General features: G+C 59.2%; 10 protein-coding genes and 4 tRNA genes. 6 read left to right on the top strand and 8 right to left on the bottom strand.

The window, feature by feature from the left end:
- Positions 1-70: 70 nt before the first annotated feature.
- Positions 71-526: a YkvA family protein gene (locus M5B97_RS04835; RefSeq protein WP_123714352.1), complete on the bottom strand. Its 456-nt coding sequence runs from the start codon at positions 524-526 to the stop codon at positions 71-73.
- Between the two features lie 322 nt (positions 527-848).
- Positions 849-1,589 carry an FKBP-type peptidyl-prolyl cis-trans isomerase gene (locus M5B97_RS04830; protein ID WP_123714351.1) on the bottom strand — a complete coding sequence of 247 codons (741 nt, stop codon included), beginning with the start codon at positions 1,587-1,589 and terminating at the stop codon, positions 849-851.
- A 248-nt stretch (positions 1,590-1,837) separates the two neighbouring features.
- Here M5B97_RS04830 and M5B97_RS04825 point away from each other — a divergent pair, with 248 nt between their 5' ends.
- The 3 genes from M5B97_RS04825 to M5B97_RS27620 all read left to right on the top strand — a co-directional run bounded on the left by M5B97_RS04825 (position 1,838) and on the right by M5B97_RS27620 (position 5,111).
- On the top strand, positions 1,838-3,649 hold the full coding sequence (locus M5B97_RS04825) for a di-heme-cytochrome C peroxidase (RefSeq protein WP_248730885.1): 1,812 nt from the start codon (positions 1,838-1,840) through the stop codon (positions 3,647-3,649).
- Positions 3,646-4,809, top strand: coding sequence for a catalase family protein (locus tag M5B97_RS04820; protein WP_248730884.1), 1,164 nt, complete (start codon positions 3,646-3,648; stop codon positions 4,807-4,809). The genes M5B97_RS04825 and M5B97_RS04820 overlap by 4 nt, the downstream gene beginning before the upstream one ends.
- A gap of 173 nt (positions 4,810-4,982) precedes the next feature.
- Positions 4,983-5,111: a hypothetical protein gene (locus M5B97_RS27620; protein ID WP_256657100.1), complete on the top strand. Its 129-nt coding sequence runs from the start codon at positions 4,983-4,985 to the stop codon at positions 5,109-5,111.
- A 412-nt stretch (positions 5,112-5,523) separates the two neighbouring features.
- On the opposite strand, the gene M5B97_RS04815 is transcribed toward M5B97_RS27620, so the two are convergent.
- The 4 genes from M5B97_RS04815 to M5B97_RS04800 form a co-directional block, all read right to left on the bottom strand.
- A tRNA-Asp gene (locus M5B97_RS04815) sits at positions 5,524-5,600 on the bottom strand.
- Between the two features lie 19 nt (positions 5,601-5,619).
- Positions 5,620-5,695: transfer RNA gene (locus M5B97_RS04810), tRNA-Val, on the bottom strand.
- 177 nt (positions 5,696-5,872) lie between these two features.
- Positions 5,873-5,949, bottom strand: a tRNA-Asp gene (locus tag M5B97_RS04805).
- A gap of 19 nt (positions 5,950-5,968) precedes the next feature.
- A tRNA-Val gene (locus M5B97_RS04800) sits at positions 5,969-6,044 on the bottom strand.
- Between the two features lie 159 nt (positions 6,045-6,203).
- Here M5B97_RS04800 and rdgC point away from each other — a divergent pair.
- The 3 genes from rdgC (at position 6,204) to sugE (ending at position 8,662) form a co-directional block, all read left to right on the top strand.
- Positions 6,204-7,124: a recombination-associated protein RdgC gene (gene rdgC, locus M5B97_RS04795; RefSeq protein ID WP_123716854.1), complete on the top strand. Its 921-nt coding sequence runs from the start codon at positions 6,204-6,206 to the stop codon at positions 7,122-7,124.
- Positions 7,125-7,275: 151 nt separating this feature from the next.
- Entirely contained in the window at positions 7,276-8,241 is a 966-nt protein-coding gene (locus tag M5B97_RS04790; RefSeq protein WP_248730883.1) for a bile acid:sodium symporter family protein, read from the top strand.
- A 106-nt stretch (positions 8,242-8,347) separates the two neighbouring features.
- Positions 8,348-8,662, top strand: a complete 315-nt coding sequence (sugE, locus tag M5B97_RS04785; RefSeq protein WP_248730882.1) for a quaternary ammonium compound efflux SMR transporter SugE — start codon at positions 8,348-8,350, stop codon at positions 8,660-8,662.
- 98 nt (positions 8,663-8,760) lie between these two features.
- Here the strand turns inward: sugE and M5B97_RS04780 are convergent, their stop codons facing one another.
- Positions 8,761-10,635, bottom strand: coding sequence for an MFS transporter (locus M5B97_RS04780; protein ID WP_248730881.1), 1,875 nt, complete (start codon positions 10,633-10,635; stop codon positions 8,761-8,763).
- Positions 10,636-10,692: 57 nt separating this feature from the next.
- Positions 10,693-11,841, bottom strand: a complete 1,149-nt coding sequence (locus M5B97_RS04775) for a TDT family transporter (protein WP_248730880.1) — start codon at positions 11,839-11,841, stop codon at positions 10,693-10,695.
- Positions 11,842-11,886 lie beyond the last annotated feature (45 nt).

The following is an 11,886-nucleotide window of genomic DNA, read 5'->3' as shown; positions in this document are numbered from 1 at the left end:
TACTAAGTAAGTTCTTTCCTTAGAAGTGTAATCCTAACAGCCACAAAGTCGCAGGGGGATATAAACGCCGTCAGTTTTTTTGCGGGTTCTCCTGGGCCAGCAGCGAAGGCGTCGCCGGCAGGCGCTCAACCACCGCCAGCTTTTCCGGGCGCTGGGCGTCGCGCCAGGCACGAAAAGCGCTGAGTTCGCCATCCAGGGTCTTCATGATCCATGCCAGCACGGCGATGTCATCCAGCATGCCGAATACCGGGATAAAATCCGGGATCGCGTCAATCGGGCTCAGGAAGTACATCAGCCCCGCCACCACGGATACGAGTGCCTTCGGGCTGATCGCGCGGTATTCGCCACGCCAGTAGGCCAGGCAGAGGGCCTGGAGCAGCTTGAAATCATCCTTGAGCTTGCCGAGGCGATTGCCCTGGCTTGAGCCCTTGGCAGCCACGGCAAACAGCAACGTGGGCAAGCGACCACGACCGAGCAGGCGCGCGGCCATGGGCAGGAAACGGGTGAAATTGAAGGGTGGTTTCATTCGTCACTCCAGTTCCAGATGACAGAAAAGGTTATCCACACAAATTGTGGATAACCTTGTGAACAGAGCCTTTTTTCATGGCTGAAACCCGCTGTTTACAAGGCTTTCAGTTAGATCGGGCGTTTTTTGCGCACCTAAAAAAACCCAAGATTTCATTGACTTGACGCTGATGTGCGGCTGGCCACGCTCGAGTCTTTCATCAGACTGCGCTGCACAACAGGCGTTCGATCAGATTAACGGCAGGCGTGAGGGTTCGCGTTTCAGCAATATGCAGATACAACAACGCCCCGTCAAAGCGGGGCGTTGTATGTTCAGGCGCCGATTACTTCTTGGCGGCTGGTGCAGCAGGTGCGTCAGGGGCTTCAGCCTTGGCTGGGTCCTTGATGCCCAGCAGCTCCAAGTCGAATACCAGCACGGAGTTGGCTGGAATCGCCGGGCTCGGGCTCTGTGCGCCGTAGGCCAGGTCCGACGGGATGTACAGCTCGACCTTCTCACCCACGTGCATCAATTGCAGGCCTTCGACCCAACCCGGGATCACGCCGCTGACCGGCAGGTCAATCGGGCTGCCGCGTTCCACGGAGCTGTCGAAGGTGGTGCCATTGGTGAGCTTGCCGGTGTAGTGAACAGTCACTACGTCGGTCGGCTTAGGCTGAGCGCCGTCGGCCTTCTTCACGATCTTGTACTGCAGACCGGAAGCAGTGGTGACAACGCCTTCTTTCTTGGCGTTTTCTTCGAGGAATTTCTTGCCGGCGGCTGCCGACTCTTCGCTCATTTTAGTCATGCGTTCTTCAGCACGCTTTTGCAGTGCGGCAAACGCTTCGACCAGTTCGTCGTCTTTCAGCTTCTGTTCTTTCTTGCCGACGGCATCTTCGATACCTTGGGCTACCGCTTTGGAGTCCAGGTCATCCATGCCTTCTTGAGCAAGGCTTTTGCCCATGTTCAGGCCGATACCGTAGGAAGCTTTCTGCGCCGGGGTTTTCAGCTCTACGCTGGTTTGCGAATCACAACCCGCAAGTACCAGGCTAACCAGGGCCACCGCCGCCGCCAACCGATGCTGTTTCATGCTATTTCCTTGTTCATGCGCCAAAAGGGCAATCGAATTAAAGTCGCGAGCTTATCAGGCGGCCACGACCAATGGCTACCGGCATCTGAGCGGGAAACGTCGGATAAGTTCACGTGTTTAAAAGCATTTTCATTCATTATAGGGGTCCGCGAAGGATCGCGGGACCACCTGTAACCGTGCTCATGGCTACTTGCCGCTCCCGTGGGGTGATGGCATAAGAGCGCTACCACTCGACAAGGATAGTTATCTTGCGCATTTTTTCCCGTGCTTTACTCCTGATACTCGTTGCCCTGGGCGTGCTCCTCGCCGTGGTGCTCTATTACACCGCCAATCCCAAGTTGCCGGACTACGTACCCGTGGAGCAGGTGCACTACCAGGACCAATGGAGTGCCGCCGACCGCCAGACCTACTACTTCACGCCCCAGGGCACTCAAGTAAAAGGCCTGCATTACAAGTGGTTCACGGCCCTGGAGTTGCCCTTCTCGGAGCAACGCTTCGCCACGCCGGAATACCTGGCACGCTTTGGTTTTCTGGTCGATCCCAAGCAAGTTCGCACCGCGCAGAATCCCGGCAACCTGCCCGTGGGGTTCGCCCGGCATCAGAACGCCGACAGCAAAGTTGAATACCTGGATATCACCTGCGCCGCCTGTCACACCGGCGAGCTGCATTTCAAAGGCCAGGCCCTGCGTATCGACGGTGGCTCGGCGCAACATGTATTGCCTTCCAGCGTGCCCACCTTGCGCGGCGGCAGTTTCGGCCAGGCACTGGTGGCCAGCCTTGCCGCCACGTATTACAACCCGTGGAAGTTCGAACGCTTTGCCCGTGAAGTGCTCGGTTTCGATTACGACGACAACAACAAAAAGCAGCTGCGTGTGGACTTCAAGCAGTCCCTGGACCAGTTCCTCAAAGTTGCCTGGAACGATACCCACCGTGGCCTCTACCCTACCGAAGAAGGTCCCGGCCGCACCGATGCATTCGGCCGTATTGCCAACGCCAGTTTTGGCGACGCGATTTCGCCGGACAATTACCGCATCGCCAATGCCCCCGTGGACTACCCGCATCTGTGGGATATCTGGACCTTCGACTGGGTGCAATGGAACGGCTCAGCCCAGCAGCCCATGGCGCGCAATATCGGCGAAGCCCTCGGCGTCGGCGCTACCCTGAATTTCTTCGACAACGCCGGCCAGCCGCTTCAGGGCGATGCCCGCTACCCCTCCAGCGTTCGCGTGCGTGACCTGAACCTGATTGAAGAGACCCTGCAGCGCCTCAAGCCGCCGACCTGGCCGGAAGACCTGTTCGGTGCCATCGACAAGCCTCTCGCAGCCCAGGGCCGCGCCCTGTTCGCCGAGAACTGCGCCGCTTGCCATGTGCCCGCCGTCAGCCAGGAAAATGGTCGCCCGGTGCAGCAACTGAAAATGCTTGCGGTGGAGTACATCGGCACCGACCCAGGCGCCGCGAGCAACATTGCCGACCACCGTTATGACCTGAGCGCCCTGCAATGGGACCCGGTGGAACTGGCCAAGCTCAATGTCCAACTGCACCCGACACCGACCGAGCCGCTGGACCTGAAAAAAATGTCCGTGGCCCAGGGCCTGGCCTACGTCACCGCCTTCGTCGAAGAGCACGCCTACCGCGCCGCCGGTGTGACCCCGGCCGAACGCCCAGGCCTGGACGGCTTCGGCCTGCCCATCGGCGTGCGTGAACTGCGTGCCTACAAGGCACGTCCGCTGGCCGGCGTCTGGGCCACCCCGCCGTTCCTGCACAACGGTTCGGTGCCGACGATCTACCAACTGCTCTCACCCCAGGACGAGCGCAGTACCACGTTCTATAAAGGCACCTTCAACTACGACCCGCGTCACCTGGGCTTTGAAACCGGCGCGTTCAAGAACGCCTTCCTGTTCGATACCAAAATCACCGGCAATCACAACAGCGGCCATGAATTCCGCGCCGGCAAACGCGGCAACGGTGTGATCGGCCGCAGCCTGCAACCACAAGAACGCTGGGCGCTGCTGGAATACCTTAAAGTGCTGGGCGGCCCGCTGGAGCAACAACTGCCATGATGATTCGATCCCAATACAACGAACGCTCCCTGCTCGCTCGTCTCTGGCTGCGCCTGGGCCGTTTTCTCGGCAAAACCCTGTTGTGGCTGATCGGCCTGGGCTTGCTCGGCTGGCTGCTAGCCACCGCGTGGTTCGCCTGGCAGCACAGCGGCCCGGTGTCGCCGGACGAGCAGATCCCCCCCGATGAAGCGGCCATGACCCAGGGCATCATCCAGACGGCGGTACGGATCGTCGACCAGCACCGCGAAGGCACACGCTACCTGCGCGATGCCCACGCCAAGGCCCACGGCTGCGTGAAGGCCGAAGTCAGCGTGCTCGCGGACCTCGACCCAGCCTTGCGCCAAGGCGTGTTCGCCGAGCCGGGCAAGACCTGGCAGGCGCAGATACGGCTGTCCAACGGCAATGCCTATCCGCAGTTCGACAGCATTCGCGATGCCCGGGGCATGGCGCTCAAGCTGCTGGATGTACCGGGTAAACAACTGATGGCGGACCAGCAAGCGCGCACGGAGCAAGACTTCGTGATGTTCAGCCATCCGAATTTCTTCGTCAGCAATGTGGCGGAATATGCACAGAACATCGGCGCCCAGGCGGACGGCAAGAAGGTCCTGGCATTCTTCCCCACAGTCGACCCACGCAGCTGGCAAGTACGCCATCTGTTTATTGCCCTGGCGACCTTGGCACCGGCACCGACGAGTCCGACGCAGGCGACCTATTTTTCAGTTTCGCCCTACAAATTCGGCGCGGCTAATGCCAAATTCCGTGTCGCCCCCGACCCACAAAGCTGCCCGGAATATGTAATACCCAAGCAGAACCAGGACCTGCCGAATTTCCTGCGCAGCGCCTTGAACCAGCAACTGTCTACCGACCGTGTGCCTGCCTGTTTTGTGCTGCAGGTTCAGCGACAGAACCCGCAGAAATTCATGCCGATCGAAGACACCAGCATCGAGTGGAAGGAAAGCGATGCCCCCTATGAAACCGTGGCCAAGGTGCGGATTCCTGCGCAGGACTTCGATACGCCTGCCTTGAATCTTGCCTGCGATAACCAGTCGTTCAACCCCTGGTTCGGGCTGGAGGCACATCGGCCGATTGGAGGGATCAACCGGTTGCGTAAAGCAGTGTATGAGGCGGTCAGCGACTATCGGCATAGTCGTAACCTGTAGTTTTCTTTGGGGTGGTACATATCCGTTGCCTCAACAACGGATATGTACACGACAACCCGTAAAGAACACGTATGGATCGCCCACCCGCCATAAAGACTACGTCGTGCCTATTGAGCGTCGAACCCGCACATCCTACCGTCACTTCCTACCCACAACTCCCGTAGGAAGTCATCATGGAAAGCTCAACTCTAGGCATGGTCGTGCTGTCGTTGATTGCGCTCTTCGGTACCGCCGCGTTTTGCTTTGAACACCTTGCCACCCGCGACGAGAAGAAAAAGAAAGCCAAACAAGCTGATCGCTGAAATCAGCAGCCCCCGGGCATCAGGGGATCCCTTCTTCGTTCGCCCCGCCAACGCCAATCCATATACGCCTCGATGGCGACTCTGCAACAACGCCGGAAGGCAGCCCACCACGCAGCCGTGGCAATTCATCGCCCAATTGCAGATGGGCTGGCGGTTGATGGGCTTGTGAACAGGCGTGCGGCGGCAGAGTACTCGTTCAGCACGGTCTCCAGCCGTTGCCTGCAATGGCTGGCAGCACTCACCTCGCTCACGGCGACGGTTGTTTTCGTATTCCTGGGCCGGCGGGACATCACGTCGATAGCAGATCAGCAAATCCTTAAATCGCTGAGCTGAATTGCAGGCACAAAAAAGCCCGCTCGATGAGCGGGCTTCGTGTGGCGACCTGGCGTTCAGTGTTCCAAGTTACCGAATATGGCGCAGCGGACGGGACTCGAACCCGCGACCCCCGGCGTGACAGGCCGGTATTCTAACCGACTGAACTACCGCTGCGCGTAACACATGAAGCGAATGGTGGGTGATGACGGGATCGAACCGCCGACCCTCTGCTTGTAAGGCAGATGCTCTCCCAGCTGAGCTAATCACCCTTCGTTTCGGTGTGGGCGCATCATACACCAAAAAATCGTAATGTCTTGATTTAAATGCAATTTATTTAAAAAAATTTTATCCCACGATTTTTTGCCATATTTTGGACAGAAAAAAGCCCGCTCGATGAGCGGGCTTTTTCTGGTGACCTGGCGTTCAGTGTTCCAGGTTACCGAATATGGCGCAGCGGACGGGACTCGAACCCGCGACCCCCGGCGTGACAGGCCGGTATTCTAACCGACTGAACTACCGCTGCGCGTAACACTTGAAGCGAATGGTGGGTGATGACGGGATCGAACCGCCGACCCTCTGCTTGTAAGGCAGATGCTCTCCCAGCTGAGCTAATCACCCTTCGTTTCGGTGTGGCGCGCATTCTACGGAGCGACCCAAGGTCTGGCAAGCACTTTCTTAAATCTTTTTTTTGAGCCCTTCCAATGGCTTAGGCAGGGTTGGCCTGGGACGCTATCAAGAGAATAATGCCCTCCTTTGTATAAAGGAGAGACTCGCCCCATGTGGTTCAAGAACCTGCTTATCTATCGCCTGACCCAAGATCTGCCTGTTGATGCCGAGGCGTTGGAAGCGGCCATGGCCACCAAACTGGCGCGCCCTTGTGCAAGCCAGGAGTTGACCACTTACGGTTTCGTCGCGCCTTTCGGTAAAGGCGAAGACGCTCCCCTGGTGCACATCAGCGGTGACTTCCTGCTGGTCGCCGCGCGCAAGGAAGAACGCATCCTGCCGGGTAGCGTGGTACGCGACGCAGTCAAAGAGAAAGTCGAAGAAATCGAGGCCGAGCAAATGCGCAAGGTCTATAAGAAGGAACGGGACCAGATCAAGGATGAAATCATCCAAGCCTTCCTGCCACGCGCCTTTATCCGTCGCTCGTCGACATTCGCCGCTATCGCGCCGAAGCAGGGCCTGATCCTGGTGAACTCGGCAAGCCCCAAGCGCGCCGAAGACCTGCTGTCGACCCTGCGTGAAGTGATCGGCACTCTGCCGGTTCGCCCGCTCACCGTTAAAACCGCACCAACCGCAATCATGACCGACTGGGTCACCACCCAGAAACCGGCCGATGACTTCTTCGTCCTCGACGAATGCGAACTGCGCGACACCCACGAAGACGGTGGCATCGTGCGCTGCAAGCGCCAGGACCTGACCAGCGAAGAAATCCAGCTGCACCTGAGCACCGGCAAAGTCGTGACCCAATTGGCGCTGGCGTGGCAGGACAAGCTGTCCTTCATGCTCGACGACAAGATGACGGTCAAGCGCCTGAAGTTCGAAGACCTGCTGCAGGACCAGGCAGAACAGGACGGTGGCGACGAGGCACTGGGGCAACTGGATGCCAGCTTTACCCTGATGATGCTGACGTTTGGCGATTTCCTGCCGGCGTTGGTTGAGGCACTGGGCGGCGAAGAGACTCCGCAGGGCATCTAAGCCCTGTTAAGTTCAAAAAGTGCGAGGGGCTTGCTTCCGATTGCAATGTGGCCAGCCAATGCCTATCGGCTGAGCCACCGCAATCGGGAGCAAGCCCCTCTCCCATTTGATCGTATTGCAACTCAAAATCTAACAACAAAGGCCCTTTCCTATGCGCGCACTCGCCGCCTTGAGCCGTTTTGTCGGCAATACCTTCGCCTACTGGGTGTTGATATTCGCCGTGCTCGCCTTCCTCGAGCCCAGTTGGTTCATCGGCCTCAAAGGTGCCATCGTCCCGCTGCTGGGTCTGGTGATGTTCGGCATGGGCCTGACCCTCAAACTTGAAGACTTCGCCGAGGTCGCCCGCCATCCCTGGCGCGTGGCTCTGGGCGTGGTTGCGCACTTTGTGATCATGCCGGGTGTGGCCTGGCTCTTGTGCCAGGCCTTCCACCTGCCGCCGGAGATAGCCGTCGGCGTGATCCTGGTCGGCTGCTGCCCAAGCGGCACATCGTCCAACGTGATGACCTGGCTGGCCCGCGGCGACCTGGCACTGTCGGTGGCCATCGCCGCCGTCACTACCCTCCTCGCCCCGCTGCTCACCCCCGCGCTGATCTGGTTACTGGCCTCGGCCTGGTTGCCGGTGTCGTTCATGGAGTTGTTCTGGTCGATCCTGCAAGTGGTGCTACTGCCCATCGTGCTTGGCGTGGTGGCGCAGCGCGTACTGGGCGAACGGGTGCGCCATGCGGTAGAGGTGCTGCCGTTGGTGTCGGTGGTCAGCATCGTGATCATCGTCGCGGCGGTGGTTGCGGCGAGCCAGGCGAAGATCGCCGAATCCGGCCTGCTGATCATGGCCGTGGTGATGTTGCACAACAGCTTCGGTTACCTGTTGGGGTACTTCACCGGCCGCTTGTTCAAATTGCCATTGGCGCAGCGCAAATCACTGGCGCTGGAAGTGGGCATGCAGAACTCCGGGCTGGGTGCTGCATTAGCCAGCGCGCACTTTTCGCCGTTGGCAGCTGTGCCAAGCGCGCTGTTCAGTGTCTGGCACAACATCTCTGGAGCGTTGCTTTCGACTTATTTCCGTCGCATGAGCGAGAAGGAAGACCGCCGCGCGTTGGAGCCTCAACCGAAAACTTGATAGCCCGGTCCATTTTCGGCAGTCTATCGAGCTTCGCGGGGACGACCTCGCGACGCGTTAAAGCGTTCAACCCGGGGACGACCCCACCTATAGATGGGAGATCAACATGTCCTGGGTCATTTTATTTTTTGCCGGCTTGTTCGAAGTCGGCTGGGCCGTCGGTTTGAAGTACACCGACGGTTTCAGCAAACCGATGCCTACCGCGCTGACCATTGCCGCCATGGCCTTCAGCCTCGGTTTGCTGGGATTGGCCATGAAGGAACTGCCGTTGGGCACTGCCTATGCGATCTGGACTGGCGTGGGGGCAGTGGGTACGGTGATTGCCGGGATTATCCTGTTTGGCGAATCCATGGCGTTGTTTCGGCTGGTCAGTGTGGCGCTGATCATCTGCGGGCTCATCGGGCTCAAGATCAGCGCGTAGGCCACTGCCGTCAGCGCAAACAAGGCCCCTCCCACAGGCTGGAATGCATTCCAACCGTGGGAGGGAGCTTGCTGGTGAGGCCAGTATCCAACCCCAAGCTACCTGACATTCCCCCGCAACACGCCCACCACTTCCTGCAACCGCGCGGGCGTCGCCGCTTCCACCGCCACCGGCTGACCCGCGACCAGCACCACCCGCGACCAGATCCGATGAAAGAACCCCTTGTTCGGATCGCGACTGAAGAAGCTCCCCCACAACCCCTGCAATGCCATTGGAACCACCGGAACCGGCGTCTCCTCCAGAATGCGCGTCAGCCCGCCACGGAACTCATTCATTTCACCATCAGCCGTCAACTTGCCTTCCGGGAAGATGCACACCAACTCCCCATCCTTCAGATACTGGGCAATCCGCGTGAAGGCTTTTTCGTAGATCTGGATATCTTCATTACGACCCGCAATCGGAATCGCCCCGGCAGTGCGGAAGATAAAATTCAGCACCGGCAAGCGGTAGATCTTGTAGTACGTCACGAAGCGAATCGGCCGACGCACCGCGCCGCCAATCAGCAGCGCATCGACAAACGACACGTGGTTGCACACCAGCAACGCCGCACCTTCATCCGGAATGGCTTCCAGGTTGCGATGCTCGACGCGGTACATGGAATGGCTGAGCAGCCAGATCATGAAACGCATGGTGAACTCGGGGACGATCCTGAAGATGTAGGTGTTGACCGCGATGTTGAGCAGCGACACCACCAGGAACAACTCGGGGATCGACAGCTTGGCCACGCTCAACAGCAGGATCGACACAATCGCCGACACCACCATGAACAGTGCGTTGAGAATGTTGTTGGCCGCGATCACCCGGGCGCGCTCGTTCTCGGCAGTGCGCGACTGGATCAGCGCGTACAGCGGCACGATATAAAAGCCACCGAATACGCCGAGGCCGAGGATATCGAACAATACCCACCACGCCTGACCGTAACCGAGCACGGCCAACCAGTCGTTGGCCTGCACGTTCTGCGCAAAGCCGCCGGAGTGCCACCACAGCAGCAAGCCAAACACCGTCAGGCCAAATGAACCGAACGGCACCAGACCGATTTCGACCTTACGCCCGGAGAGTTTTTCGCAGAGCATCGACCCCAGCGCGATGCCCACCGAGAACACCGTGAGAATCAGCGTCACCACGGTTTCATCACCGTACAGCCACTCCTTGGCATAGGCCGGGATCTGCGTCAGGTAGATCGCGCCGACAAACCAGAACCACGAGTTGCCGACGATGGAACGCGACACCGCCGGCGTCTGCCCCAGGCCCAGGCGCAAAGTGGCCCACGACTCGCTGAAGATATTCCAGTTCAAGCGCAACCCTGGCGTAGAAGCCGCTGCCCGCGGAATGCTGCGGCTGGCCAGGTAACCCAGCACTGCCACGCCGACGATCGCCACCGACACCACCGGCGCGTACTGGGTGGACGACATCATGATGCCGGCGCCGATGGTGCCGGCCAGGATCGCCAGGAACGTGCCCATTTCCACCAGGCCGTTGCCACCGACCAACTCATCTTCATGCAGGGCCTGGGGCATGATCGAGTACTTCACCGGGCCGAACAGTGCCGAGTGCGTGCCCATGGCAAACAGCGCCAGCAGCATCAGTTCCAGATGATTGAACAGAAAGCCCGTGGCGCCCACGGTCATGATCACGATCTCCCCCACCTTGATCGCGCGGATCAACGCATCCTTGTTGAATTTCTCGCCAAACTGCCCAGCCAATGCCGAGAACAGGAAGAACGGCAGGATGAACAGCAGCGCACAGAGGTTGACCCAAATGGAGCGGTCACCCTCGATAGTGAGTTTGTAGAGAATGGCGAGGATCAGCGATTGCTTGAAGATGTTGTCGTTGAAGGCACCCAGCAACTGGGTGACAAAAAAAGGCAAGAAGCGCCGCGTGCGCAGCAAGGTGAATTGCGAGGTGTGGCTCATCGTCCGTGTTCCTGCGTGGCCTAATCGTTATCAGGCCACGACTTTACCTAAACCCGCTTACTTATTCGCTAGTCCTGCAATGCACGGTGAAACAAAAAGTTCGCCTTTATAGGCGCCCTGCACGGTGCGCTTGGCGACGATCAGCCACATCAGCGCCAAAGCCAGCACCAGCACGCTGCCAAATACGCTGAAGAACCCGAGATGCAGCACGTTCGCCAGCTTCAGTGTGGCCAGCGCATAAACCCCCAAGGGAAAGGTAAAGCCCCACCAGCCGAGGTTGAATGGAATGCCGGCGCGCAGGTAACGCAGGGTGATCAACACCGCTATCAGCATCCACCACAAGCCGAAGCCCCACAGCGTGATACCCGCCACCAGGCCCAGGCCGTTGGCCATCTCGCCGACACCGGGCAAGCCATTGGCCGCAAAGATCGCCGGCGCATCACCGCCCAGCAGCAACATGCCGAGTGCGCCGGTACCGATAGGGCCAAGGGCCAGCCAGCTCGACGCAGCCATGTTGGCGTGCGGCAACTTATGCAAAGCCATGCGCAGCATCAGGATGGTCAAGATGCTGAATGCCACCGGCAGCGAAAATGCCCACAACACGTAGCTGGTCACCAGCATCACCAGTTGCCCATGGGCGTCGAGCAAGTGCGGCGCCAGCAGGCCACCGCTGGCGGCGGCAACTTCGGCCGCCACTACCGGCAGCAGCCATACGGCAGTCATCTGGTCGATGCTGTGTTCCTGACGGGTAAACATCATGAACGGAATCAGTACACCGCAAGCCAGGGCCATCGCCACGTCCAGCCACCACAGGGCTTGCGCCAAAGGCACCACATCACTGCCCCAGCGCGGCAGGCCGAACAACAGCAAACCGTTGAGAATGGTCGCCAGGCCCATCGGAATGGTGCCGAAGAACATCGAAACCGTAGAGTGGCCGAAGATTCGCCGCGCCTCGTGGAAAAACATGACCCAGCGCGTGGCGTACAACACGCTGAACACCACAAACAGACCGATGGTAAACATCCACAGCCCTTCGGCGACGGCATGCAGCCCCGGCACACTGATCGGCAGTTGTGCCAGCGCAAGCGCCAGCACGCCGGTGCCCATGGTCGCGGCAAACCAATTGGGCGTGAATTGACGAATCACTTCCCGAGGTCGGGTCAGGTGGCTGAAAGGTTTGTAGCTAGGGGTATTCGCGCACGTCATGGTGGTCATCCTCTTCCTCATATGAGGTTGAAGCCATCATAGAAC

The organism is Pseudomonas sp. MWU13-2517 (assembly GCF_023242545.1).
Taxonomy (GTDB): domain Bacteria; phylum Pseudomonadota; class Gammaproteobacteria; order Pseudomonadales; family Pseudomonadaceae; genus Aquipseudomonas.
Note: the sequence above shows the minus strand (reverse complement) of the source record. Positions and strands in the feature narration are given on the sequence as shown.